The organism is Rarobacter incanus, assembly GCF_006715765.1.
Lineage (GTDB): Bacteria > Actinomycetota > Actinomycetes > Actinomycetales > Cellulomonadaceae > Rarobacter > Rarobacter incanus.
Window position 1 is genome coordinate 878,328 of sequence record NZ_VFNV01000001.1, and the last position, 24,650, is coordinate 902,977.

General features: G+C 65.1%; 24 protein-coding genes. 5 read left to right on the top strand and 19 right to left on the bottom strand.

Annotation, left to right across the window (positions count from 1 at the left end):
* Positions 1 to 3 precede the first annotated feature (3 nt).
* Together trpS and FB389_RS03745 are read right to left on the bottom strand one after the other, a co-directional pair.
* Positions 4 to 1,041, bottom strand: coding sequence for a tryptophan--tRNA ligase (gene trpS, locus FB389_RS03740; protein ID WP_425467245.1), 1,038 nt, complete (start codon positions 1,039 to 1,041; stop codon positions 4 to 6).
* Between the two features lie 117 nt (positions 1,042 to 1,158).
* The gene (locus FB389_RS03745) at positions 1,159 to 1,524 is read right to left on the bottom strand and encodes a twin-arginine translocase TatA/TatE family subunit (protein WP_142111435.1); all 366 of its coding nucleotides are present in this window, start codon (positions 1,522 to 1,524) and stop codon (positions 1,159 to 1,161) included.
* Between the two features lie 119 nt (positions 1,525 to 1,643).
* Between FB389_RS03745 and FB389_RS03750 the strand changes: the two genes are divergently transcribed.
* On the top strand, positions 1,644 to 2,231 hold the full coding sequence (locus FB389_RS03750) for an O-methyltransferase (RefSeq protein WP_246043504.1): 588 nt from the start codon (positions 1,644 to 1,646) through the stop codon (positions 2,229 to 2,231).
* A 142-nt stretch (positions 2,232 to 2,373) separates the two neighbouring features.
* Here the strand turns inward: FB389_RS03750 and FB389_RS03755 are convergent, their stop codons facing one another.
* Genes FB389_RS03755 through dapE form a run of 4 tightly spaced genes read right to left on the bottom strand, consistent with a single transcriptional unit; the run spans position 2,374 to position 6,104 of the window.
* A complete protein-coding gene (locus FB389_RS03755) occupies positions 2,374 to 3,984 on the bottom strand; it encodes a leucyl aminopeptidase family protein (RefSeq protein WP_142111437.1) in 1,611 nt (536 codons plus the stop codon).
* A 1-nt stretch (position 3,985) separates the two neighbouring features.
* Entirely contained in the window at positions 3,986 to 4,153 is a 168-nt protein-coding gene (locus FB389_RS03760; RefSeq protein WP_142111438.1) for a DUF3117 domain-containing protein, read from the bottom strand.
* Between the two features lie 45 nt (positions 4,154 to 4,198).
* Complete coding sequence (locus FB389_RS03765; RefSeq protein ID WP_142111439.1) at positions 4,199 to 4,963, bottom strand: LOG family protein; 765 nt, start codon at positions 4,961 to 4,963, stop codon at positions 4,199 to 4,201.
* A gap of 10 nt (positions 4,964 to 4,973) precedes the next feature.
* A complete protein-coding gene (gene dapE / locus FB389_RS03770; RefSeq protein ID WP_142111440.1) occupies positions 4,974 to 6,104 on the bottom strand; it encodes a succinyl-diaminopimelate desuccinylase in 1,131 nt (376 codons plus the stop codon).
* 93 nt (positions 6,105 to 6,197) lie between these two features.
* Here dapE and dapD point away from each other — a divergent pair, with 93 nt between their 5' ends.
* Both dapD and FB389_RS03780 read left to right on the top strand, forming a co-directional pair.
* Positions 6,198 to 7,175 (top strand): 2,3,4,5-tetrahydropyridine-2,6-dicarboxylate N-succinyltransferase, encoded by a 978-nt coding sequence (dapD, locus tag FB389_RS03775; protein WP_142111441.1) that lies wholly within the window; start codon positions 6,198 to 6,200, stop codon positions 7,173 to 7,175.
* Positions 7,172 to 8,053: a hypothetical protein gene (locus FB389_RS03780; protein WP_142111442.1), complete on the top strand. Its 882-nt coding sequence runs from the start codon at positions 7,172 to 7,174 to the stop codon at positions 8,051 to 8,053. The genes dapD and FB389_RS03780 overlap by 4 nt, the downstream gene beginning before the upstream one ends.
* Positions 8,054 to 8,061: 8 nt before the next feature.
* On the opposite strand, the gene FB389_RS03785 is transcribed toward FB389_RS03780, so the two are convergent.
* The 3 genes from FB389_RS03785 to fdxA all read right to left on the bottom strand — a co-directional run bounded on the left by FB389_RS03785 (position 8,062) and on the right by fdxA (position 11,035).
* Positions 8,062 to 9,357, bottom strand: a complete 1,296-nt coding sequence (locus tag FB389_RS03785) for a citrate synthase (RefSeq protein WP_246043505.1) — start codon at positions 9,355 to 9,357, stop codon at positions 8,062 to 8,064.
* A 195-nt stretch (positions 9,358 to 9,552) separates the two neighbouring features.
* Complete coding sequence (gene dapC / locus FB389_RS03790; protein WP_142111443.1) at positions 9,553 to 10,680, bottom strand: succinyldiaminopimelate transaminase; 1,128 nt, start codon at positions 10,678 to 10,680, stop codon at positions 9,553 to 9,555.
* Between the two features lie 37 nt (positions 10,681 to 10,717).
* The gene (gene fdxA / locus FB389_RS03795) at positions 10,718 to 11,035 is read right to left on the bottom strand and encodes a ferredoxin (RefSeq protein ID WP_142111444.1); all 318 of its coding nucleotides are present in this window, start codon (positions 11,033 to 11,035) and stop codon (positions 10,718 to 10,720) included.
* Between the two features lie 48 nt (positions 11,036 to 11,083).
* Between fdxA and FB389_RS03800 the strand changes: the two genes are divergently transcribed.
* Positions 11,084 to 11,359 carry a hypothetical protein gene (locus tag FB389_RS03800; protein ID WP_211344944.1) on the top strand — a complete coding sequence of 92 codons (276 nt, stop codon included), beginning with the start codon at positions 11,084 to 11,086 and terminating at the stop codon, positions 11,357 to 11,359.
* On the opposite strand, the gene FB389_RS03805 is transcribed toward FB389_RS03800, so the two are convergent.
* From FB389_RS03805 to FB389_RS03840, 8 genes are all read right to left on the bottom strand, one after another.
* The gene (locus FB389_RS03805) at positions 11,356 to 12,348 is read right to left on the bottom strand and encodes a prephenate dehydrogenase (RefSeq protein WP_342776013.1); all 993 of its coding nucleotides are present in this window, start codon (positions 12,346 to 12,348) and stop codon (positions 11,356 to 11,358) included. The two genes, FB389_RS03800 and FB389_RS03805, sit on opposite strands and share 4 nt — an antisense overlap.
* Positions 12,342 to 13,301 (bottom strand): prephenate dehydratase, encoded by a 960-nt coding sequence (locus FB389_RS03810; protein ID WP_142111446.1) that lies wholly within the window; start codon positions 13,299 to 13,301, stop codon positions 12,342 to 12,344. Before FB389_RS03810 ends, FB389_RS03805 begins: the two co-directional genes overlap by 7 nt.
* Positions 13,289 to 14,131, bottom strand: a complete 843-nt coding sequence (locus tag FB389_RS03815) for an ACT domain-containing protein (protein WP_142111447.1) — start codon at positions 14,129 to 14,131, stop codon at positions 13,289 to 13,291. The genes FB389_RS03810 and FB389_RS03815 overlap by 13 nt, the downstream gene beginning before the upstream one ends.
* Before the next feature lie 4 nt (positions 14,132 to 14,135).
* Complete coding sequence (locus FB389_RS03820) at positions 14,136 to 15,902, bottom strand: VanW family protein (protein WP_142111448.1); 1,767 nt, start codon at positions 15,900 to 15,902, stop codon at positions 14,136 to 14,138.
* Positions 15,899 to 16,432 carry a DUF6113 family protein gene (locus FB389_RS03825; protein WP_142111449.1) on the bottom strand — a complete coding sequence of 178 codons (534 nt, stop codon included), beginning with the start codon at positions 16,430 to 16,432 and terminating at the stop codon, positions 15,899 to 15,901. The genes FB389_RS03820 and FB389_RS03825 overlap by 4 nt, the downstream gene beginning before the upstream one ends.
* Positions 16,429 to 17,412 carry a PIG-L family deacetylase gene (locus FB389_RS03830; RefSeq protein WP_142111450.1) on the bottom strand — a complete coding sequence of 328 codons (984 nt, stop codon included), beginning with the start codon at positions 17,410 to 17,412 and terminating at the stop codon, positions 16,429 to 16,431. Before FB389_RS03830 ends, FB389_RS03825 begins: the two co-directional genes overlap by 4 nt.
* Positions 17,413 to 19,323: a translational GTPase TypA gene (gene typA / locus FB389_RS03835; protein WP_142111451.1), complete on the bottom strand. Its 1,911-nt coding sequence runs from the start codon at positions 19,321 to 19,323 to the stop codon at positions 17,413 to 17,415.
* Positions 19,324 to 19,617: 294 nt separating this feature from the next.
* Complete coding sequence (locus FB389_RS03840; protein WP_142111452.1) at positions 19,618 to 21,411, bottom strand: ABC transporter ATP-binding protein; 1,794 nt, start codon at positions 21,409 to 21,411, stop codon at positions 19,618 to 19,620.
* Positions 21,412 to 21,515: 104 nt separating this feature from the next.
* Between FB389_RS03840 and FB389_RS03845 the strand changes: the two genes are divergently transcribed.
* Positions 21,516 to 21,947, top strand: a complete 432-nt coding sequence (locus FB389_RS03845; RefSeq protein ID WP_142111453.1) for a hypothetical protein — start codon at positions 21,516 to 21,518, stop codon at positions 21,945 to 21,947.
* A 4-nt stretch (positions 21,948 to 21,951) separates the two neighbouring features.
* Here the strand turns inward: FB389_RS03845 and FB389_RS03850 are convergent, their stop codons facing one another.
* The gene (locus tag FB389_RS03850) at positions 21,952 to 23,064 is read right to left on the bottom strand and encodes an ABC transporter permease (RefSeq protein WP_142111454.1); all 1,113 of its coding nucleotides are present in this window, start codon (positions 23,062 to 23,064) and stop codon (positions 21,952 to 21,954) included.
* The gene (locus FB389_RS03855) at positions 23,061 to 24,587 is read right to left on the bottom strand and encodes an ABC transporter permease (RefSeq protein WP_142111455.1); all 1,527 of its coding nucleotides are present in this window, start codon (positions 24,585 to 24,587) and stop codon (positions 23,061 to 23,063) included. Before FB389_RS03855 ends, FB389_RS03850 begins: the two co-directional genes overlap by 4 nt.
* Between the last annotated feature and the right edge of the window lie 63 nt (positions 24,588 to 24,650).

Consider the following 24,650-nt stretch of genomic DNA (forward strand, 5'->3'; position numbering starts at 1 on the left):
CCCCTAAGCCCCCTTCTGGTCTAGGCCGACGGGCGCCAAGAGTCCGACCCTGTCGTACACGCGCTCGAGCGTGACCTGGGCAATTCGCCGAGCGCGGGCGGCTCCGTTTGCCAAGATGCGGTCCAGCTCTGCCGGATCCTCCAGGTATTCACGCGCCCTGGCCTGGAAAGGAATCAGGAAATCGACCACGATATCGGCGAGCGCCACCTTGAGCGCCCCGTATTGTTTTCCCTCATATTCGGCCACGATATCCGCGATGGGCCGGTTGGTGAGCGAGGAATAGATGGAAAGCAGATTCGAGATTCCCGGCTTTTCCGCGGGGTCGTAAGCTATCTCGTTGCCGGCATCGGTGACCGCGGACCGAATTGCCTTCGCGGCCTTCTTCGGGTCATCGAGCAACCAGATAGTTCCCTTGGAAGCGGAAACCGACTTGCTCATCTTGGCCGTGGGATTTTGCAGGTCGTAGATTTTTGCTATCGACTTCACGATGTGCGGCTCCGGCACAACGAAAGTGTCCGCACCGAACCTTGAGTTCACCCGCTCCGCGATATTCCGCGTCAGCTCCAAGTGCTGGCGCTGGTCCTCCCCCACCGGAACCAGGGCGGCGTCGTAGAGCAGAATATCGGCAGCCATCAGCACCGGATAGGTGAACAAACCAACGGTGGTGCCCTCGCTGCCGCGTTTGGCGCTCTTGTCCTTGAACTGCGTCATGCGACCAGCCTCACCGTATCCGGTTTGGCAGGCAAGCACCCAGGACAGTTCGGCGTGCTGCGGAACGTGGGACTGCGCAAAGAGCGTCGCCCGGTTGGGATCCAACCCGCCAGCGAGGTACTGCGCCGCAGTGCGCCGCGTACGCGCCCGCAGGGCGGCCGGGTCCGGGTTCACCGTCAGCGCATGCAGGTCGGCAAGCATGTAGAAGGCATCGTAGTCATCTTGCAGAGCCACCCACTGCGTCATCGCACCAACGTAGTTTCCAAGGTGCAGTGAATCTTGCGTGGGCTGCATCCCAGAGAGAATCCTGGGTCGTGACTGTTCAGGCATAACCACCATAGTGTCACTTTCGCGCCCCGGAATCGAACCGGCACGGTTCGATCGGGCCCAACTCGGGACTCCTGCTCGGGCGCCGACTATCCGCGGGTTCGCAACCGCCAGCCGCTGTCAGGTCGCGTCAACGTCCCAGGGGGGCAACTCGCCCGGGCCGAGCAAACCGCCCGCGGTGCGCACTGCCGTGCGCGGCTCGTGGCCCATCTCCCCGGCCGGCGAACGCTCTTGCGCGGGTTCGGTCAGCGCCTCGCGGACGATGCGACGCGGGTCGTATTTGCGCGGATCAAGCTGGGACCAATCGATATCGGAATCGGTGGATCCGGCGGCGGAGAACTCGTCCTTGAAACTACCGAGCTGCCCGCGCAGGCTCTTGACCAAGGATGCAAGCTGCTCGGCGTACTGCGGCAGGCGCTGCGGTCCGACCACGATCGCCACCACCACGAGCAGGACTAGGAATTCACCCCCGTTTATTCCGAACACGATCCCTCTTCGCCAGTCAGTAAGATAGAGCCAGTCAAGTCTACGACGAGTGGTTCAGCAATAGGGAGACGATCATCGCAATCGACAAGGCTCTGAGTTGGGCATTCGCGGAGGACTACGTGACGGACGCCCCCGGCATCGAGGCCGCCCGCGAGCGCGCCGGAGAATACGGAATGGCCGCAATCAGCCGGGCCACGGGCGCCGTTTTGCGGGTCATCGCGGCGGCCATGGGTGCGCGGACCGTAGTTGAGGTGGGAACCGGAGCGGGAATCACCGCGCAGTATCTGCTCGAGGCGATGCCCGCCGATGGTGTTGTTACCACCATCGATGCCGAGGCGGAGCACCAGCGTCAGGCAAAGGTGGCGCTGCGGGAAGCCGGCATAGGGGTGAACCGCACGCGCCCTATCCTTGGCCGCCCCCTGGAGGTGCTTCCGCGCCTCGCGGATGCCGCTTACGACATCGTCGTTCTCAGCGAGCGCCCCGAGATGCTCGCCGCTTACACCGACCACGTCCTGCGGATCCTGCGGCCGGGCGGAGCGGTGATCGTGCTCAATGCCCTGTGGCACGATGCCGTCGCCGATCCGGCCCGCCGCGACGAGCCCGTCGTCGCGCTGCGCCAAGTCATTCGCTCCCTGCACGATGATGAGCGGTTGTTTTCCGCAATCGTGCCAGTGGGCGCAGGGATACTAGTGGGCACCAAGCGGTGATTCGGGCGCGGCCGCGGGCGCTTGCGCGCGGTTGCCGCGACGATGCTGTTCGCAATTTGGGTCGGGCGGCGGGCACCCGCCTGCGCCGTGGCCTGCCTGCCGACGGGTACCGACCGCCGGGGCGGCCCCGCGGGGGTACTTTCTACTTCAGCTGCGCGGCAAGCAGGTTCGCGACGGTGGCGACCCCGAAGCCGGTAGCGTCCGGGGCCTCCCAGTCCGCGGGGCTCTTTGCGCGGGCGGGCCCGGCGACATCGAGGTGAACCCACGGGATTTCCCCCACGAAATGCTCAATGAACAAAGCCGCCGTGATGGTGCCTGCGCTCACCGCCGAGGTGCTTGTCGAACAGCGGTCAGCGACCGGCGACCGCAGCGAACTGCGATAGCCCTCGTGCAGGGGCAAACGCCACATCGGTTCGTGTGCCACCCCCGCGGATGCGAGGACGCCATTTGCCAGGTCGTCATCGTTCGACAGCAGTGCACCCATCTTGGTACCGAGCGCAGTTTTTGCGGCCCCCGTCAGCGTGGCAACGTCTATTATCGCGTTCGGCGACAGCGCCGTGCGCGCCCAGGCAATGGCATCGGCCAGCACCAAACGGCCCTCGGCGTCCGTATTCGCGACCTCGACACTCGAACCATCCGCCATCCAAAGTACATCTCCGGGCCGCAGCGCGGAACCCGACGGCATGTTCTCCGCCAAAGGCATCACGGCGGTAACCTCGACGGGTGCGCAGTTGAGAGCCGCTGCAACCACCGCGCCCAGCACGGTCGCCGCTCCCGCCATGTCGGTCTTCATCGCGGGCATGGTCGTGCGCGGTTTGAGGCTCAAGCCACCCGAATCGAAGGTGATCCCCTTGCCCACAAGGACCACATGCGCAAGGGATGCGGCCGGAGCGTCGGATTCGCCGGGCCGATAATGGGCCGTCACGAACCGCGGGGGCGTTGCGGCGCCAGCACCGACGGCCAGCACCCCACCGAATCCGTTTGCGGCAAGCCACTGCTCGTCCCGCACCTCCACGTCCAGGCCAATCTCGCTGCCGATGCTCTGGCAGGCGGCGGCGAAGGCCGTTGGCGTCACGACGTTGGCGGGAGCACTTCCGAGGGATCGCGCGATCCACACCCCGCGCGCAATGTTGCGCTGCACCGTGATGGCGCGTTCCAACGGCTCAAGCGCGTGCTTGCCGCACAACAAAACGACGCCGGGCACCTCGCTGCCCGTGGGGGCGAAGCCGCTCCGCGCTGCCGACCACGGACGGTAGAGCGCGGATAGGTAACCGCGGGCAAAGCTAGCGAACGCGCCAGGGCTGGTCGGGACCCCCAGGTCCACCACGACCGTGCCGTTTCCTCTCACCGCGCCGGCCAGAGCCGCCCCGGCGAGCGCAAGATCATCATCGCGCCCCGATCCCAGACCAAGGAAACCGAGCCGCCGGGTCAGGCCGTCCCAGGGTAGCTTCGCCCCCCGTCCGCCGTGAACGCGCGGCAGGGTCAGGGCCTCGCATTCCCCCGCGCGCCCCGTGATTCCCAGCGATTCGCCAAGATCCGCCAGATCGACTCCGTAGCGCAGCGATGCCGCCGTCGCGCCGCGGCTAGGCCGCACCGAATCGTCGCCGTCGGCGGGTTGGACGGTGACGAAGGCCTGCACGTCGGGTTGCGATAGCAGCCCCGTCGATTGCATGGTGCCCGGAGCCAACAGGATCTCCGGGGGTTGATTCCCATACAAGCTCGCAGCGGGCGTGGCCCGCGATTGGAACCGCACGCTACTGGACGACACCCTCAAGTGCGGCCTTCAGCGCGGTGGCCTCGTCGGCATTCATTTCAATGACGAGCCTTCCGCCGCCCTCGGCCGGGATCTTCATAACGAGGCTGCGTCCCTCCTTGACAACCTCCATCGGCCCCTCGCCGGTTCGTGGCTTCATTGCCGCCATGGACTTGTCCTCACTCTCGCGTTACGAAAACCCGTCTTCAAAGCCCTATTCTAGTCCATTAGCCGCATCACGTGCTGAAAGGAGGAACTCCACGGCCTGTTCCGGGTCGTCGACAACGGTGAATAGATCGACGTCCGAAGCCTTAATTGTCCCCCGCTCAACCAGCGAGGTTCGCAGCCAGTCGAGCAGGCCACCCCAGTACGCGGAATCGACCAAAACGATCGGGAAAGCGCCAACCTTGCGCGTCTGCACGAGGGTGAGGGCCTCGAACAGCTCGTCCAGGGTCCCAAAGCCGCCGGGGAGCACAACGAAGCCGCTGGCGTACTTGACGAACATCGTCTTGCGAGCGAAGAAATACCGGAAGTGGACTCCCAGGTTGACGTACTCGTTCATGCCCTGTTCGAAGGGCAGCTCGATGCCCAGCCCCACCGAGGTGCCACCCGCCAACGAAGCGCCCCTGTTGGCGGCCTCCATCACGCCGGGTCCGCCACCGGTTATGACCGCGTACCCCGAATCGACCAGCCTGCGTCCGATTTCCTCCGCCGCGCGGTAGTCCCAGTGATCGCGGCTAGTGCGGGCGGAACCGAAGACAGAAATTGCGGGGCCGAGTTCCGCCAGCGCCCCGAAACCCTCGACAAATTCGGATTGAATTCGCAGGACCCTCCACGGGTCGCCGTGCAGCCAATCGGCCGATTCGCTGGTGCTCAGGAGCCGTTCGTCGCTAGTCGTCAGCGGAACCTGCTCTCCCCTCAGCAGAATCGGGCCCTTTCGGTATCCACCCTCTTGGCCGGTCGTGGCATCGCTACTCATGCCATAGACACTAGCGCGTGAAATCTGCCGCGTTCGTTAGCCACGAGTGAAGCGCCGCGTAACAGTCGATGACTTGCCGAACGCTCACGCGTTCCTGGTCGTGGTGCGCAAGGGTCGGATCCCCCGGCCCGAAGTTGACGGCCGGAACGCCGAGGACGCTGAACCGTGCCACATCCGTCCATCCGACCTTCGCGACGGCACCCTTGCCGGTTGCCGCGCCGACGGCGTCGACGAATTCGCGCGCGATTGGCGCGTCGAGTCCGGGGCGCGCGCCGTCGGCCTCGTCGTCCACCTGCACCTCGTAGGGGGAAAAGAAATCACGCAGGAAGGCGATGGCCTGCGCTGCCGGCATCGACGGAGCAAACCTGTAATTGACGGTCACGGTGCACGCATCCGGAATGACGTTTCCGGCGATGCCACCCACGATCTTTACCGCGTTGAGGGACTCGCGATAGTCGAGCCCGTCCACGCAGATGGTTGCTGGCTTGTAGTCGCGCAGCCGATTGAGAACCTCGGCCGCCCCATGGATCGCGTTCACCCCCATCCATGCGCGCGCCGAATGCGCCGCGACGCCGGGGACCATGACGTGGACCCGGACGGTTCCGTTGCATCCGCCTTCGATGCCCCCGGCCGAAGGCTCCCCCAGCACCGCGAAATCGCCCGCAAGCAGTTCCGGGTACTCGGCCACCAGGTGGCCCAGGCCGTTCAGTTCCGACGCGACCTCTTCGTTGTCGTACGCCACGAGCGTCAGCTCGTGCAACGGGCGTTCACTCGCGGATACGATGTCGGCGAAAACCTGCATCATCACGGCCAGCCCGGCCTTCATATCGACCGTGCCTCGGCCCCAAATCATCGTCTCACCGCCCTCCTCAATCTCGCGAGTGGGCAGATTGTCCGCGACGGGCACCGTGTCCAGGTGCCCCGCCAAGATAACTCGGCGCGCCCCAGCCCCATTGGTCCTAGCGATGATGTTGTTGCCCAGGCGCGTCACCACGACCCGGTCCGCGGGCAGGGCACGCAGCGCGTCCTCGACCGCGTCGGCCAACTCACGCTCGTCGCCGCTCACCGATCGCGTGTCGCACAGGGCACGCACCAGGGCGGTGAGGCCACTGGAACCCCGCGTCAAATCTAGACTTGGCATGATCTCGATGCTACCGCACCGGGCGACCGCCAATTCGGGGACTTTACCTTTCCAATACCGCTCATTTGCTCAAGTGCGGTTAGGCTTGTATCTATGTCTGTCACTTCCGCAAATGACTCAACTTCGACCGGATCCGCGTGGGCTTTCGGGTTGGCCTCCGTCGACATAACGGGCGCCACTTTGGATGTCTGGTACCCAAAGCCACAACTCGGCGAACCCCTGGCGGGGGCCACGGCCGCGGATGCCCCCCAGGCACTCCACGATCTGGCCACGACCGACGATGCCCGCCGCGTCGCCACGCGCGTCGTCTTGACCCACATCGACCTCGCGGCCCCGCCCGCCAATGCGGCGGACGCCTACCTGCGGCTGCACCTCCTGTCGCACCGATTGATCAAACCCCACGGACAGAACCTGGACGGCATCTTTGGGGTGCTCACCAACGTCGTGTGGACAAGCGCGGGACCGGCATCGGTCCACGGTTTCGAAGAAACGCGCCTGCGGCTGCGCCCGCGCGGCCCCGTCACGGTGTACGGCATCGACAAGTTCCCCCGCATGGTCGACTACGTGATTCCCGACGGCGTGCGCATCGCCGATGCGGATCGCGTGCGTCTCGGCGCCTACCTGGCCGCCGGCACGACCGTGATGCACGAGGGATTCGTCAACTTCAATGCGGGCACCCTCGGGGCATCGATGGTAGAGGGACGAATCTCGGCCGGAGTCACGGTCGGAGACGGTTCGGACGTGGGCGGCGGCGCCTCGATCATGGGCACCCTGTCCGGAGGCGGCAAGCAAACGATCACGATCGGGCAACGGTCGCTGCTCGGCGCCAACGCGGGGCTGGGGATCAGCCTCGGCAACGACTGCATCGTTGAGGCGGGGCTGTACATTACCGCCGGCACCAAGGTCACGTTCGCGGGTGGTGAGCGCGCAGGCACAACCGCCAAGGCGCTCGAGCTCTCAGGCAAGGACAATCTGCTATTCCGCCGCAACTCGCTGACGGGCGGCGTCGAGGTGGTGGAGCGCGCTGGCGTCGGCATTGAACTCAATGCCGCGCTCCACGCAAACGTGTGAAACGCTTCCTTGTTTCTTTCACCGCCTTCGCTCTCGTGGCGTGCCTAGCGGTCGCCGGTGTCATTGTTTTGCTCAACAAAGTCTCCACACCGGCGACCGCCGCGCAGCGGTGCACCGCGCAGGCGCAGGGCCAGTCGTGGTCGTTGGATCCCGACCAGTCACGCTTGGCAGCGCTGATCGGAATCCGCGCCATGGAGCGCGGCATGCCGGCCCGCGCCGCAACGATCGCGCTCGCGACCGCCTACCAAGAGTCGAAGATCACCAACATCAACTACGGTGACCGCGACTCCCTGGGGATCTTCCAGCAACGCCCTTCGCAGGGATGGGGAACCCGCGAGGAGGTGACGGATCCGGTCTATGCGACCGACGCTTTCTACGACGTGCTAGCCAAGGTGGATGGGTACGAATCCATGGCGGTCACGAAGGCGGCGCAAGCCGTGCAGCGCTCCGCCTTCCCTGACGCTTACGCGGATCACGAAGACATGGGCCGCGTGTGGGCATCCGCGCTCAACGGCTACAGTCAGGCATCGCTGACGTGCATCCTGGATCCCGTGGCGGACGGCGACCCGCACACCCCGGCCGAGTTCAAGAAGATCCTCAAGACCGACCTACCGCAGGCGACAGCTTCCACCATCGATGCGCAGGAGGGCCAATTAGCCGTCGAGGTCGATCCCGAACGCGCGGCGAAGAAGCTCAACCTGGGCGCCACCCAAGCGTCGCGCGTGGGATGGGCTATAGCCCAGTGGGCGGTGGCCACCGCCCACGCAACGGGAGCCACCTCGGTCAGCTTCGAGGACATGCGCTGGGATCGCGATGGCGGCACCTGGTCGGTGGTGACGAACACGACCGACCGCGTCGTTGTCGCCTTCTCGCGGTAGCCGCCGGATCAGCGTTCGCCGATATCCACGTAGTCGCGCGTGGTTGCGCCGGTGTAGATCTGCCGGGGGCGGCCGATTTTGCTCTTGGGATCCCTCATCATTTCGCGCCACTGAGCGATCCAGCCCGGCATGCGCCCGAGCGCGAAAAGCGGGGTGAACATCGCGGGCTCGAAGCCCATCGCTTTGTAAATGATGCCGGTGTAAAAGTCGACATTCGGGTAGAGCCGGCGCTCCGCGAAGTAATCATCGCTCAGGGCGATCTCCTCGAGTTCCATCGCGATTTCGAGCAACGGATCGTCGATTCCCAGCGTCGATAGGACCGCGTGCGCCCTGCCCTTGACGATGGCGGCGCGCGGGTCATAATTCTTATAGACGCGGTGCCCGAATCCCATCAGGCGCACGCCTTCTTCCTTCGCCTTCACTCGCTTGATGAACGTCTTGACGTCGTCATCCGAATCGCGAATCGCGGTCAGCATCTTCAACACCGCCTCGTTGGCGCCACCGTGCAGCGGCCCCGAAAGCGCGCTGATTCCGGCGGAGACTGAGGCATAGAGGTTGGCGTGCGCCGACCCGGTGATGCGGACCACCGACGCCGAGCAGTTTTGCTCGTGGTCGGCGTGCAAAATCAGCAACTTATCGAGGGCCTCGACCAAAATGGGATTCGCGTCGTACTGCTCGTAGGGCACCGCGAAGGTCATGCGCAGGAAGTCCTCGACGTAGCCCCTTGAATAGTCGGGGTACAGCAAGGGTTCCCCGACGCGCCGCCGGTGCAAGTACGAGGTGATCGTCCGCGCCTTCGCGAGCAGCAGCACGGTCGCCAGTTCGACGGTGTCCTCGTCGAACGGGTCAAGCGATTCCGGATAGAACGTTGCCAGGGCGCTCACGGCCGATGACATGACCGCCATGGGGTGACTGGTGCGCGGGAACGTCCCCATGAACGTCCTAAAATCCTCGTGCACCAGCGTGTGCCGGTTGACCCGCTCGATGAACCCATCGCGCTCCGACTCGGTCGGGAGTTCGCCGTGAATGAGCAGGTACGCAACCTCCAGGAAGGACGAGTTCTTCGCCAACTGATCGATCGGATACCCGCGGTAGAGCAGTACACCCTCGTTGCCGTCAATGAAGGTGATCTTTGACTCGCACTGCGCGGTGTTCATGAAGCCCGGATCGTATGTAACGTACCCGGTCTTATTCATCAAGTCGGCGACGACAATTCCGTCGTTGCCCTCGGTGGCAGGCTGAACGGGTAGATCTACGGCGGCGCTTGACGTCGTTACTGTCACCGTGCGTGCGTGTTCCTTCACGAACGTTCCCTTCATGAGCTGCGAGACGCAACGACAGTCGAACGCGACTGCCTGCCGCATCATTGCCCGGACTTGACTCGAGATATTGGCACAATCTGCCCCAGACTGTACCCGGTCACGGCGGAACTCGGCCACCTTCGTGGCGAGAACAAAGCCTTGATTTTACAGATTCTATACCCTAGCCAGGCAATCCGATCATCTTTTGCGCAGCGCCGCTATTCGCTGCGCCGCCGCCGCAATCTGCCCATCGGTCGCGGTCAGGGAGATGCGCACGTTGCGCCGCCCGCCCTCGCCATAGAACGCCCCAGGTCCGGCGACGATCCCCGCGCGCGCCAACGCCTCGATGAGCCCCCAGCCGTCCAGCCTGCTGCGGCCATCTCGAACCCACAGGTAAAGACCCGCCTGGGAATCACAGATCTCGAGGTCCGCCTCGGCGCACGCGGAAACGAGCAGGTCACGGCGGCGCTTATAGGTGGCGCGCTGGACTCGTACATGATCGTCATCGCCTAAGGCAACCGTCATCGCGTGCTGCACCGGCGCCGGAACGATCATGCCGAGGTGGCGGCGCAGGCGAACCAGGTCGCCGATCACCCGGGAATCTCCTGCCACGAACGCCGCGCGATACCCGGCAATGTTCGACTGCTTCGACAGGGAGTATGCGGCGAGCAGGCCGGTCCGGTCGCCGTCGCACACGGCATCGTCGAGGATCGAGGGGGTCGTGGTTCCGACGTCGCACCAGTTCAGTTCGGCGTAACACTCGTCGCTGACCACGACAGCCCCGCGCTTGCGGGCCGCCTGGACAACCCGGCGCAGGTGGGCAACGCTGAGCACGCTGCCGGTGGGATTGCCCGGTGAATTGATCCAGACTAGGCGCACCGACGGGTCCGCCTCCCAGTCGCCAATCTCGTTGGTGGCCAGCGGGTGGGCCCCGGCCAGCAGCGCCCCAACCCGGTAGGTGGGGTAGGCAACCTCGGGGAATACCACCGTGTCGCCGGCGCCTAGCCCCAGCAACGACGGCAGCAACCCCACCAGTTCCTTGGAACCGATTGTCGGCAGAACCTGTTCGGCGCCCAGGCCGGTTGCGCCGCGGCGCCGACCAAACCAATCGACGACCGCCTGCCGCAGCGCCGCGGTCCCGACGGTAAGCGGGTACCCGGGCGCATTCGCCGCCTCCCGCAGCGCTTCCTGCACCACCTGCGGGGTGTCGTCGACCGGCGTCCCGATCGATAGGTCGATCGCCCCACCCGGATGCCCCGCGGCGATCTGCCTGTAGGACGCCATTTGGTCCCACGGGTAGTCTTCGGTGAACGATTCGAAGCCCACGTTGTTCCCGTCGTCGATTACAGAGCGCTGAGTCCGGTTAGGCCTGCGGCGGAAGCGCCGCAATCATCGGATCGTCGTGGTCGATCTGACCGAGCTTTGCCGCTCCGCCCGGTGAGCCAACCTCGTCGAAGAAATCGACGTTGGCCCGCGTATAGTCCGTCCACTCATCGGGGACGTCATCTTCGTAGTAGATGGCTTCGACCGGGCATACCGGCTCGCACGCGCCGCAGTCAACGCACTCGTCGGGATGGATATAGAGCGAGCGTTTACCCTCATAGATGCAGTCGACAGGACACTCCTCGATGCATGCCTTGTCTTTGACATCGACGCATGGTTGAGCGATGACGTACGTCATAGCGGTGTCCTTTCTGATTGGGTAACCCCTCTAGCCTAGTATCCAATTGTGACGAATCCTGATGCGGTCCGAAATTCGGACGTTCCCGGTCGAATTCTGCACCCCAGCGAACCGTGGCCCGTCGGGGTGCGGGTCATGGTGCGGATCATGATCGACGATCCGCGGCATAAGTTCACGGACCTGCTGGGGTACGTCCGCGCCGACGGCCCGCTCAGCGTCACCGTCGAAACGCGGTCGGGCCTGCGTACCGTTCCGCGCCGGCTGATCGAGACCGCAAAGATCATTCCGCCGCCACCGCCCGCCCGCAAACGCTCGATGAATTAAGGACGAGCGCCCCCCGCTTCTTTCGCAAGCGGTTCCAGGACGTATCCGTCCGCGTCGATCCCGACGACGGCCTCGCCCGTCCTGCCCGCCGCCCGCAGTTCCCGCGCCCAGGCGGGCCCGGCGGCGATGCTCCGTGCGCCGGGCCCGCCCGGGCGCGCTTGCTCGCCGGGCGGCGCGTGGAAGAACCACGCCGTATCCCGCCCATCCGCCAAGTCGGCGGCGAGGCGCTGCAGCCTGGCAGCGACCTCTAACAGGCAGATCGCAACCGCCTCGCCGTTGGCCTCCACCATCGCCTGCGATCGGCGCCAGTCCCCCCGCGCGACGCGGGTCCCGTCCCGGAAACTCCCGGCCGCCAACGCGCGCGCCACACTGGGGTCGCTTCCGCCGGTTGCCAGCGTCAGCAAACCCGCGGCGAGCGCGTGCGGCACGTGAGAGATCTTCGCCACGGCCGCATCGTGGACCGCGTCGTCCAGCACCAACGCCCGGGAATTCGTGCCATCGGTGACGAGTTCCACCACCCGCCTAAAGCTCCCGCTCGCCGTGTCGTCATCGATCGTGATCGCCCACACGACGCCGCGCAGCAACTGCGGCGACGTGGCCGCGAATCCGCTGCGTTCGGTGCCCGCCATGGGATGCGCCCCCACGTAGCGAGCGCCGAGTCCCGCCTGCCGGGCCAACCCCCGCACGGGCGCCTTGACGCTGCCGACGTCGCACACCGTGGTCGTATCGTCGGTGCACGCAGCAATCTGCGCGAATAGCTCGCCCATCTCGCGCAACGGCGCCGCCACGACGATCAGAGCGCCGGGCTCGCCGCACGCGCTGTCGACCGATTCCGCGATCTCGATTCCGCACTCGCGCGCTGCGCTTCGCACATCGGGATCGGGATCCCACCCGCGCACTCGCCAGTGCGCGCGCACGAGGGTCTTAGCCAATGACCCACCTATGAGCCCGAGGCCAAGGATAACCACACCGCGTGGCGGGTTCACCACAGCAGCCCCCTGGTGCGCTCCGCCGCGGTGCTCGCGGCAACAACCGACCCGGGAGGAATGCGGTCGCTGGATACTTGCGCTTGCAGGTCCTCTACCGATGGGAAGACGCCGAGAGTCTTCACCGAATCACCCGCGTCCAGCAGTTGCGCGATGAGGGAGGCAACCGGTGGATCGCCGGGCTTGCCGTCGCAGGTCACGATGAAAACATACTTGCCGGAGAGCGCCTTGAGCGGGCGAGTGATCAGGCTCGACATATTGACCCCGCGCGCGCCGAAGGCGCCGGCGATCCGCGCTAGTACCCCGGGACCCGTGACCACCGGAGTGATTGCGAGCATCGTCGACCACCCGAGGGCGGGTTCGGCGCCCGCCCCGGCCCCGCGCGTCCCCAAGCGCTCGCGGGCCGCATCCCGGCGGGTCACCAACAGGAACCGCGTCCGCGCCCCCGCGAAGTCCTGCACCGACGTCGCCACGGTCGTCAGCCCGTACAGTTCGCCGCAGATGCGCGGTCCCAGGGCGACCGCCTCATCGTCGAGGTCGCGGCAGGCCGCCGCGTTGGATGAAGCCGGAACCGGGGTCAGATGGTGGTCGCGGATGAAGTTCTTGCATTGCGCCAGGCCGTGGGGATGCGCGGTGACGCGGCTGACCCCATCCGCGCCGGAGCGCACAAAGGCATCGAACTCGATTGGCAGGTCCAGTTGATCGACCGCCACCGCGTTGCCCGCACCGATCAGCGAATCGAGCGACGGCGTCACGTAACCCTCGACGCTGTTCTCGATGGCGATCACCCCGGCGGACCACCGTCCGTCTTCGATTCCCGCTACGATCACCGGTACGCTGTCGGCGGCGATAAGGTCGCGCGGCGAAGCCCAGTGGCGCGCGGCGGCGTAGGTGAATGAACCCTCCGGGCCCAGGTACGCGGTGGCGTTCGGCCCGCTTGCGGCTACGGCAGCCACACCGGTTCCAATGCGGACGGGTCGGGCGTCGCGACCACGCGCGGAAGAACGGCGATCACGCGATGCGACACCTCCATCGCGCGGAAGGCTCCGACCAATGCGTCGAGTTCCGCTGCGGCGCTCACGTCGAAGGCACAGAAGAACACGTGCGGGCCGTCATGCGTCGGATGCGAGCGCAGATGCACCAGATTCAGCCCGACATCCGCCACGGAACCCAGCACCGAGTGAAGCGATCCGCGGTGGTCGGCGGTCGGGCCGAATGCCAGCCAAATTCGCGACGGCTCGGTCACGCGTACCTCGCCGTCGCGACGGACGAGCCCGTACCACTGGGGGCGACCACCGAGCTGATCCGAGCCTGGTATGTCGACGTATCCGGCCGGGACGTTATCGCGCTCCACAACCAACAAACCGTCGACCCCGGCCAGCGCGATTCGGTCGTCGACCGGCATCGCGGTGGGCACCAGGTGGGGGTGCACGCCCATGGCGCGCAACGTATGCCGGCAATCGCGCATGCCGGCTTCGTCGACAACCGTATGCCCCGACGCCGCCGCCGATTGCCCCACCCACGCCCAGGAGGAGGGCACGGACCGCGCCGCGACGATTCGCACCCCGGCGGGGCTCGACAAGAGCGCGTGTTCCAAATTCGGGTCCGGGCGCGAGGGGTTGCCGATGTGGACCACGGCGGCCAAGTGCGCAATGGATCCGACCGTCTGCAACGTGGCTGTCGTGCTCCCCAGGTCCAGAAGGCCCGTTTCGTCGACGAGCCAGCCGCCCTCGACTGCTGCCCGCCAGGCGGTTGACGCGGATTCCCTCGACGTTCTTCCTAGCATGACCTCAGTCGTCCTTGCTCGCGGACTTGGTCGGCTCCTTGCCGCAAACAATCGCGTTGGTTGCCTTGTAAGTCCATGTCTTCGATTCGTCTATGACAGTCTTTTTGGATGCTATTTCGGTCACCTTGCGAGATACCGTCACGGTGAATCCCGAATTACCTGCGTTGGATGCGACACAGCCCGCGGCCTGGGTGTAAACCCGCCGCGGCGCAACGATGTTCCGCTTCGGCGATGTCGTGGTTTCAACCTTGTAATACTTGGTGCTCCATGCCTGGACGTAGAAGCGCCCGTTGGCGATCCAGCCTCGCAAGAGCACTCCGTACGGCGACTCATTTCGCCACTTCATATCGAGCGTGCCGGTGTAGATCGTTGCTTCACGGCCCATCGGATATCGCGAGAACCACTCGGTGTGCGGCCGGTGCTCCACATCGACCATCCCCGCAAAGAAGCCAACGTTGTAGGTAGTGGTCGCCACCTGCGATAGGCCGCCACCCATCCCCTGCGAGTGGAATCCGTTGACGACAACACCCGCCTCCACGTATCCGCCCGCGGCAGTGACTGGTCCGACGGCTTTTTCCAGGGAGAAGGTCTCGCCGGGCTTGACTAGCGTCCCGGTCAACCGTTTGCCGGCGTTGGCTATGTTCTTGGTGCGAATTGGCTCGGAGGTCAGCGGGGTCGAGAACTCCGCGACCACTTCCTTGATACCGAGTTCCGCAAGATCGTCCGCCGTGACCTCGGGATCGGTCTGCGTCAGTTCCACCGTTCCGCTGCGGTCATCTGTGAGAGCTGCCGCCAGCACCGCCTGGGCCGCAGTTGCGCCGTCGAGGGATTTTCCCGTCGTGCCGGCCTTGATCTTTGGTTTGTTCTTCTTGTTGAAGGTGAATGACGCGTTCTTTGCCTTCTTTTCCAGGTCCTTGGTGCGCGAAACGATCGCTTTCTTGATCGCGGTCGCATCGAGCGCGGGCTTCAGTTCGCTACCATCGGCGGTGTACGACAGCGCCCCGGCGACAACGTCCTGCGGTATTTCCACCTTTTGCCCGGCGGCGTCGACCCACACGGCTCCGGACACAATCGTGTTCGCGCTCTGCATTGCCGCATCCACGGTCTGCTGCGTAATCGCCGGCGCGACCTCCTTGGTCGGCAGCGAGATCGCGTCCTTGGTGCGCATCCAGGAGTCGGCCACGCTCTGTTGCGCCTTGGTTAGGTCGACGGCGGTTCCGGATTGCGCATCGGTTGCCACGGGCTTTCCATCGACGACGGTGATCGCGCCGTTGGTTGCCTCGGTGGTCAGGGTGGGCTCGAGAGCCTCCAGCGCCGAGTACAGGGCGCTGCCGTCGATCTTCGTGTCAACGTTCATTTCCTTGGACCCGAAGATGTGCGCGATCAACCGCGCTGGGTTCAACGAGAAACCTGCCAGGTTGGCGGTCGTCGCATCGACATCGATGCGCAGGCCCGCGGTGGCCGGGTCGAGCGTGGCCTGCTTCTTGCCCGCTGTCACGATGACGGGTGTGGCCGCATCGTCGGTAAGCGCGCTCGTCAGGCTGGCCCTGGCCTGCGCAAGGGTCTGCCCGCCGATCTCGACACCGCTGACTTTAGTGCCCGCGGGCACGCGATCGGACAATGCAAATTGCGCTCCGACGTAGGCTGCCCCTAGAACCAGCACCACCGTCGTGGCGATGACCGCACCCTTTACCCGCTTGGACCGACGCGAACGCTCGGGAGCGAATCCATCGAGCGGGTCGGGTGAATCCGTTGGAATGTTGCTCGTCACTTCTTTGCGTCCTCTTTTTCGAGATCGTTTTGTGATTCCGCACGAACTTCGTCGTCCCCAGGATAGGGAACCGGATCAGATTCAATTGCGGGGCGCGCCGCTGACCGCGCACGGGTCCACCGATCGAAGCGTTTCAGCAGCAAAACCCCAGGCAGGAAGGCGCATATCGAGCCGCCGTTCATCCAGATCACTCCGGCCGCGACGGGTGCGGCCCCGAGATCGGTTCCGGCGACCAACACGTCACCGCCCGGGCCGGTTCCCGCAAGCACGAGCGCGGCCACAGACCAGCCCACGGCGTAGCCGACCAGCGCCGCGCCTCGCCGCCAGGTCACCATCCAGGTCGCCCCCAGCAGGGTCGCGAGCAGCGCAGCGACAAGCAGATAGGGGAACCATTGGCGATGGACCAGCGTCCCCAAGGTGGCAACCACCACGCCCAAGGCCGCGCCACCCAGAAGGCCAACCGCGGCGGCCGGAACCGCGCGCACCCGGGGTGATGCCCCGCTAGATTCGTGTGTTTCGCTACCCGTCACGGTGCCACGCTAACCTTTCCATCTGTGTGATCGCACGGCATGACGACAAACGACTCGCTTGCGGGCACGGCACGCAGCAATCCATCGCTCAGCGCGTAGGTCGCAATCACCGCGCGCGAGGGCGCGGGCACCCGGGCGACGCATTGCACCTGTGATCGATGCGCACGAAGCGCCTCCAGCACCCTTGCCAGCACCGGGGCAACGGGGACGTTGCGCCGGTGGCCCCGCGCCGCCGGGCCGCCGGGCGGCGGGACCTGGACACCGCGCAGCAGCTCGCGGTGACCGCCCCGCGTCTTTTCGGCGACCGGGGTTCGCTGCCACGCGGCACCGAGTTCTCGCACCAACGCGTCACCGTCCCCACCATCGCCTCCCGCCTCCGCGCGCTGCCAAATCTCGGGGCGCGGGCTTTGCGGCAGACGCGGGCCTCGTCCTTGCTCGGAGCCATTCCACGCTTCGACGATGCCGTGCACGCGAACGTGATCAGGGTGCCCGTATCCGCCGTCCGGGCCATAGGTGACCACAACCGATGGACGCTCGATGTCCAAGATCGCCGCCAGGGCCCGCACCTGCGCGCCCAGATCTCCCGCCACCAGCGACCCTGGAGGCGGGTCCACAAGTTCGCGCGCGCGGCCCGGCTGCGCATCGGACCACTCCATGCCCGAATCCGTCCAACGCTCGCCGGCCGCCGGCGATTCGTCGAGGAACCAGTGGCCGCTCACACCCAGGGCCCCCAGCGCGCGCGATAGCTCGGCGAGTCGCAGCGGCACCAGGTCGCGCGATCCCTCCAGATCGGCCAGATCGTCGCCTATAGTCTCCCCGCGTTCCCCGCGCGTTGCAGTGACCACCACGGCACGCCCGCCCGCCTCGGCCCACGCCGCGAGCACCCCGCCCGTTGAAAGGGTTTCATCGTCGGGGTGGGCGTGAACGGCCACGAGCGTGCCGCGACCAAACTCAGTGCGGTCGCGCTGCGGGTCGAGCATCTAGGAACGCCTGGCCCTCGCAGTGGCCTTGGCGCGCTCGGAGGAATCGAGGATGACCTTGCGGATTCTCACGACCTGGGGGGTAACCTCGACGCACTCGTCCTCGCGTGCGAATTCCAAAGATTCCTCGAGCGTCAGGTGACGCGGGGGAACAAGGGATTCGAAGTTGTCGGCGGTCGAGGACCGCATGTTCGTCAGCTTCTTTTCCTTGGTGATGTTGACGTCCATGTCCTCGTTGCGGGAATTTTCGCCAACTATCATGCCCTCGTAAACCTCCTGCGTGGGGTCGACGAAGAAGGAGCCGCGCTCCTGGAGGTTGATCATCGCATACGGGGTCACCACCCCGGCGCGGTCCGCGACGAGCGAACCGGTGGTTCGCGTCTCGATGGGGCCGGCCCACGGTTCGTAGCCTTCCGCGATGGACGAGGCGATACCCGTGCCGCGAGTGTCGGTCAGGAAGCGTGAGCGGAAGCCGATCAGACCGCGCGCGGGCACCAGGAATTCCATGCGGACCCAACCGGTGCCGTGGTTAGTCATGGTTTCCATGCGCCCCTTGCGCTGGGCCATGAGTTGGGTAACTGAGCCCAAATACTCCTCGGGAACGTCGATGGTCATGCGCTCCATCGGCTCGTTTATCTTGCCGTCGATGGTCTTGGTGACCACCTGCGGCTTGCCGACGGTGAGTTCAAACCCCTCACGACGCATAGTCTCGACCAGGATGGCGAGCGCCAACTCTCCGCGCCCCTGCACCTCCCAGGCATCGGGGCGGTCGGTCGGCAGAACGCGCAACGAAACGTTACCGATGAGTTCGGAATCCAGGCGGTCCTTGACCTGCCGGGCCGTCACCTTGTGCCCCTTGCCGCCCTTACCCGCGAGCGGCGAAGTGTTGATACCGATCGTCATGGAGATCGCGGGATCGTCCACGGTAATCAGCGGCAGCGGGCGCGGATCCTCGGGGTCGGTCAGGGTCTCCCCGATCGTGATGTCGGCGATACCCGCAACCGCAACAATGTCGCCCGGGCCCGCCTGCTCCATCGGCACTCGTTCAAGCGCCTTCGTTTCGAGCAGTTCGGTGACCTTGACGTTGGAGATTGTCCCGTCGTGGCGCGCCCACGCAACATTTTGGCCCTTGCGCAGTGTCCCGTTGAAGACGCGCAGCAGCGCCAGGCGGCCCAGGAACGGGGAAGCGTCGAGGTTTGTGACGTGCGCCTGCAACGGAGCGTCCTCGTCGTAGTGGGGCGCGGGAATCTTCTCCAGGATCGTGGCGAACAGCGGTTCCAAGTTCTCGTTGTCCGGCAGGCTCGCGTCGGCCGGACGTTCCAGGCTCGCGCGCCCGGCCTTGGCCGCCGCGTACACGACGGGAACGTCCAAAACGCTGTCGAGGTCGATGTCGGGAACCTCATCGGCCAAGTCGGATGCCAGGCCGAGCAAAAGATCGGTTGTCTCCGAGACGACCTCTTCGATGCGCGAGTCGGCGCGGTCAACCTTGTTGACGACGAGGATGACGGGGAGCTTCGCGGCGAGCGCCTTGCGCAGCACGAATCGCGTCTGCGGCAGCGGCCCCTCGGACGCGTCGACGAGTAGGACGACGCCGTCGACCATCGACAACCCGCGCTCAACCTCTCCGCCGAAATCGGCGTGGCCGGGGGTGTCGATCACGTTGATCGTGATGCCGTCGGGCTCCCCGACTTTGCCCGCCGAGGGTCCGGTGTAGTGCACGGCCGTGTTCTTGGCCAGGATCGTGATGCCCTTTTCGCGTTCCAGATCACCCGAATCCATGACACGGTCATCGACGTGCTGATGCGAGCCGAATGCACCCGACTGCTTGAGCATGGCATCGACGAGCGTCGTCTTGCCGTGGTCTACGTGGGCAACGATGGCAACATTGCGCAAATTGGAGCGCAGCGGCATGGGCGATTCTCGATTCACTGTGGGGTCTAGTACGGAGGGCGGTGCGGGCGACCGCTCGCCGCGACGCCCCGTGGGGCCGCCGTTATGCCACGAGCGGGGCGACCCACATCAGTCGCAACCTACCAATCTTACCAGGAGTACGGAATTACCCGTCTATGTCGCTGACCGCACCACCCGCACCGGCGCAATGCGGGCGCCGAAGGTCCGTATCCGGCCGCGCGCATCCCCGCGCGGGGGCACGGGGGCGCGGGCGCGCGGCTGCGGCGCTCGGCGCGCCCCCGCGGCGCGCCGTGTTCAGCGCGCCTTCGCCGCCAGCAGCTCCATGCGGGCCTCGCGCCGAATCCGCTGCTGCTCGGGGTTCGGGACCGGTACCGCTGCCAACAGTTCCTGCGTGTACGGATCGCGGGGCCGCTCAACGACCTGTCGCGAGGTTCCGACCTCGACGATCTTGCCGTGGTGCATGACGGCGATGCGATCAGAGAGCATCTCGACGACGGCAAGGTCGTGCGAAACGAACAGGCAGGCAAAGCCGTGTTCCCGCTGCAGGCCCTGGAATAGATCCAGCACCTTTGCCTGCACCGAAACGTCGAGCGCGGAGGTAGGCTCGTCGGCCACGAGCAGTTGCGGTTCGAGCGATAGCGCGCGCGCTATCCCAACGCGCTGGCGCTGTCCGCCGGACAGCTCATGCGGGTACCTGTTGCGCATGTGCCGCGGCAGTTCGACTTGATCCAGCAACTCCTCGACACGCTTGTTCAGCGGCGTCCCCTTGAGCCCGCGGTGCAGGTACAGCGGCTCGCCTATCGACTCGCCGATCGGCAACCGCGGGTTGAGCGAGGACCCGGGGTCCTGGAACACGATTCCGACCCGGCTGCGCAGGGGCTGCAATTGGCGGCGGCTGGCACCGACCATGTTCACGCCATCGATTTCGAGCGACCCGGCGCTCACGGGCAGCAGCCCCACGACCGCGCGCCCGATCGTCGTTTTTCCCGACCCCGACTCGCCCACAAGGCCGACTACCTCGCCCTGCACAATGTCGAGGTCCGCGTTGATGACGGCCTTGAACGGCGCACGCCTGCCCTGCTTCGGGTAGGTGATTTCCATTCCACGGGCGCTGAGGACCACGGGCCGTTCGAACACCGGCGGCGTTTGGGCGCTGCCGTCGAAGACCCGCGCCGTCACGCGCCCGTACTTGTCCGTTTCGCCCTCGCTGCCGCCTGCCGGCGCCTCCTCGGCGGCACCCGCGTGCGCACCGAGGTGCGGCACGGCAGCGAGCAGCCGCTTGGTGTAGGGATGTTGCGGATCGTGGAAGATTTGGTCGCTCGTTCCCCGTTCGACGACGCGCCCGTCTTTCATCACCATGATGTAGTCGGCCATATCCGCGACGACGCCCATATCGTGGGTGATCAGCACGATTCCGGAGTTGATTCGCGTCCGCAGATCCCGCATCAGCGACAGGATTTCGGCTTGCACGGTTACGTCGAGCGCCGTGGTGGGCTCATCCGCGATCAGTAGTCGCGGGTCGCACGCCAATGCCTGAGCGATCATCGCGCGTTGGCGCTGCCCGCCGGAGAGCTGGTGCGGATAGGAATTGATCCGCACCTCCGGTTCCGGGATTTCGACCAGGCGCAGCAGTTCGAGCGCACGCGCGCGCGCCTCGTGCGGGCCGATGTCGAAGTGGGTGCGCAGCGTCTCCTCAATTTGGAAGCCGATCGTGTAGACCGGGTTCAGGGCGGTCATCGGCTCCTGGAAAATGACCGCGATCTCCTTGCCGCGGATCTGCCTCATCTTGCGCGCTGGCATTCCGATGAGCTCGCGACCGTCCAGTTTGGCGCTCCCGGTCGTGCGCCCGTTCGGCGGCAGCAACCCGACCAGCGACATGGAGGACTGCGTCTTGCCCGATCCGGATTCACCGACGATCGCCAGCACCTCACCGGGCCTGACATCGTAGGAGACGTCGACCGCGGCCGGATACCACTGCCCGTCCACGAAGAAGTCCACCGACAGTCCGCGAACCTGCAAAACCGGCTCAGCTACCCCGCCCTGCGCGGTTTGCGCGGGGCGCTCGTCATTGGCACGCGTGTCAGGCATCGTGATTCCCTTCAGGACTTCCTGGCATTATCTGAAAGACTATGTGGGTGCCACTGATATACCGCACCCGATTTTCGAGGGTCATCGCCGTAGTCTGCGCCGCGGTGGCGACCCTGACGCCTATCACTCTCGCACTCGCCGCACTTCCGGGGGCGCTCGACAGCATTTCCCTGGTGCTACCAGCCGCGATCGTGTGGGTGTTGTTTTTTGACCCCGCCGTGATTATCGACGAGCACCGCGTCACGTTGATCGGTGTCGTGCGAACGGTGCGGATTCCCCTTTCCCGCATCCGGTTGGCCCGGGTCAGGTACTCGTTCGAGGTCGTGACCGATGCCGATGAGGTGTTCGAGGCGTGGGCGCTGCCGCGCGGTGCGCGGATGCGCGAATCAATCGCCGACGAGGCCGCCAGCGAGGTCAATGAACGCATCGCGATTGCGGAACCATCATCCGCGCCGCTCACGCGATCGTGGAACGTGCGTTCGATCCTCATAGTCGCCAGCGCGTTGGCTGTCGCCGCTGTCTCTTTGCAGCTGTAGCCCCTCATCGATTTCCGCTTTCGGCGGCGGTCGCTGCAACGATCGCAGCGGGGGTAGCGCTTTGCTTGCGAGCCGCCTTCTCCATCTTGCGGGCGGAGGGTATGCGACGCTGACGCGGGTCGAAGGCGTCGCGCAAACCATCGCCGATGAAGTTGATGCACAGTGCAATCAGGACAATGAAGAGGCCGGGCCACCAGAACAACCACGGGCGCGTGGCGAAGGCCTCCTGGTATTGGTTGATGAGCTGGCCGAGCGAGATGTTCGGGTACTTGATTCCCAAACCGATGAAGCTCAGCGAGGTTTCGAGCAGAATCGCCGAACTCATCAGGAGAGTCTGGTTGACGATGATGACGCCCACGGAGTTGGGGAGCATGTGCTTGAACATGATCCGCAGGTCGCTTGCCCCGGCCACGCGCGCGGCGTCGACGAATTCGCGCTCGCGCAGGGTGAGGAAGTCGCCGCGCACAAGCCTGGCGAGGGTCGTCCAGGACACCAGACCGAGAAAGACGGCCAGCATCAGGGCGCTCGATTTGTTCGAGGCGAGGGCACCCAGCACCGCTCCCAAAACGATGACCGGGATGGTGATGACCAAATCCGTCATCCGCATCAAGATCGCGTCGAGCTTTCCCCTGTAAAAACCGGCCAGTGCGCCGACGACGACACCGATGAGCGAAGAGACGATTCCCACCACGAACATGACGATGAGTGAGGTTTGGGTACCGCGCATGACGCGGGCAAATACGTCGCGCCCGGATTCGTCGCGACCGAACGGATAATCACCCCACACGAATCCCTCGCCGCCTAACCACGTAGGTAGGCGCAGCGTCGGGTTGCCCCCCGTCTCCGCGACGCTACCGGTTTCGAGCGGGGTGTGCTTCCACCATCCGGTCCACGATCCGATTCCCACCGAGGTGAACGCCAGCAGAACGATCAGGAAGAAAATGATGAGGGCGGCGACGGCGCCCTTGTGGCGGAAGAATCGCCGTACCACGATCTGGCCCTGCGACAGGCCCTCAACTTCTTTCAGCGCGATGTCGACGTTTTGAGATTCGGCCAATTCGGCCAGTTCTTGCTCGGTGACCTGCGGGTCGACGGGCTCTTGCGGTGTCAATGTCATGAGTTCACCCGAATCCTTGGGTCAAGGGCAGCGTAGATGAGATCGGCGACGATATTTGCGAGCACCGCGAGGGCGGCTGTCACCACCAAATAGGCCATCACGGGATCGATTTCTGCCATGCTCAACGATTTAACGAATAGCTGACCCATGCCGGGTCGGCCGAATACCTGCTCGGTAATAATCGCTCCACCGAACACCGCCACAAGGTCCATGGGGACGATGGTCGCGAGCGGAATTAGCGAGTTACGGAAGGCGTGTCGCATGACGACCGTCCGCTCGGTGAGTCCCTTGGCGCGTGCGGTGCGAATGTAGTCCTGGTTCATCACTTCGAGCATGCTGGCTCGCGAGTAGCGGGTGTATGCGGCGAAGCTGATCAGCATCAGCGCGACCGTCGGAAGCAACAGGTGCGTATACGTATCGAGGGTGGAGATCCAGAAGTCGCCGCCGAGGTTGGGGGTCCGGTCACCGACTGTCGCGATTGGCCTACCCCGTATTTGCGACATCTTTAGGTAGTCGCCCCAATACAGCATGGCCTGGTCGACGAAGGTCAGGCCACCCATCGTGATCGCGGTCAGGGCGGCGGCACGCGAAGACTGGCGCCAATCGGGCCCTCCCCACAACCGGCCGATCAAGATGCCGATGCCGGCGGCCAGGGCAGCCAACCCCAGGAGCCACCACCAGTTGAACGACTCGTTGTAAAAGACGTACTGCAGCGGGAAGTAGGCAATGACTCCGATGACGACCGTGGTGCCCGCCGCGCCCAACGCGCGGCGGTTCCGAAGCCCCGTAGACAGCAGCGTGAATCCGACCGCCGCGCCCGCCCCGAGGACGGCGAGCAGGATCGGGTTGATGTTCGGCTCCAACCACCAGTTACTGACCTGCAAGTAGGTGTAGAGGGCAGCGGTGATGCCGGCGGCGCCCGCAAAATTGATCAGGCGCCTGCGCGCATCGCCGCCGACCGCCAGCATCCAAAGCACCCCGAAGATGACGGCCATGCCGGCGATCCCAAGCGCCGACAGATAGGGGTCCTTGAGGAAGTCGTTGAAGCCGATCGCTCCCCACTGCTTGAGCAGGACGGCCACCCAGAACGCCGGCAGGGAGTAAAGCAGAAAGGACGTGAACGTGATGATGTAGTCGAATGTGCTGTATTGCCGCAATGCCGAGATGATGCCGACGCCGACACCGAGGATGATCGCCAGGACCGACGCCGCAAGGACCAGCTGGATGGTAGACACCATCGCGGTTCCGAGCTGCGAGTTCACGTGCTGACCCGTGCGCCACGCTGTTCCGAAGTCACCTTGGACAAAACTCGCCAACCACTTGAAGAACCGCACGATTACGGGCGTGTTCAGGTCCAGCAGTTCGGTCCGCTGCGCGATGAGCTGCTGCTTATTCGGCGCGCTCGATTCGATCAGGTCGTCCAATGGACGTATCGAGACGCTGACAAGCAAATACATCAAGAACGTCGACACAAATAGTGTCGCTAGCCCGGCAAAGAGGCGGCGGGCAATAAATCTAAGCATCGGCACATTTCCCCGGTGAGACTAAACACCATGTCTAAGTGGCAATCATACGCTGACTGCCGG

Coding starts and splice junctions, on each gene's coding strand:
- trpS (WP_425467245.1), bottom strand. CDS start 1,041: ATGCCTGAACAGTCACGACCCAGGATTCTCTCTGGGATGCAGCCCACG.
- FB389_RS03760 (WP_142111438.1), bottom strand. CDS start 4,153: ATGGCGGCAATGAAGCCACGAACCGGCGAGGGGCCGATGGAGGTTGTC.
- FB389_RS03765 (WP_142111439.1), bottom strand. CDS start 4,963: ATGAGTAGCGATGCCACGACCGGCCAAGAGGGTGGATACCGAAAGGGC.
- dapE (WP_142111440.1), bottom strand. CDS start 6,104: ATGCCAAGTCTAGATTTGACGCGGGGTTCCAGTGGCCTCACCGCCCTG.
- dapD (WP_142111441.1), top strand. CDS start 6,198: ATGTCTGTCACTTCCGCAAATGACTCAACTTCGACCGGATCCGCGTGG.
- fdxA (WP_142111444.1), bottom strand. CDS start 11,035: ATGACGTACGTCATCGCTCAACCATGCGTCGATGTCAAAGACAAGGCA.
- FB389_RS03815 (WP_142111447.1), bottom strand. CDS start 14,131: ATGCTAGGAAGAACGTCGAGGGAATCCGCGTCAACCGCCTGGCGGGCA.
- FB389_RS03830 (WP_142111450.1), bottom strand. CDS start 17,412: ATGCTCGACCCGCAGCGCGACCGCACTGAGTTTGGTCGCGGCACGCTC.
- typA (WP_142111451.1), bottom strand. CDS start 19,323: ATGCCGCTGCGCTCCAATTTGCGCAATGTTGCCATCGTTGCCCACGTA.
- FB389_RS03840 (WP_142111452.1), bottom strand. CDS start 21,411: ATGCCTGACACGCGTGCCAATGACGAGCGCCCCGCGCAAACCGCGCAG.
- FB389_RS03850 (WP_142111454.1), bottom strand. CDS start 23,064: ATGACATTGACACCGCAAGAGCCCGTCGACCCGCAGGTCACCGAGCAA.
- FB389_RS03855 (WP_142111455.1), bottom strand. CDS start 24,587: ATGCTTAGATTTATTGCCCGCCGCCTCTTTGCCGGGCTAGCGACACTA.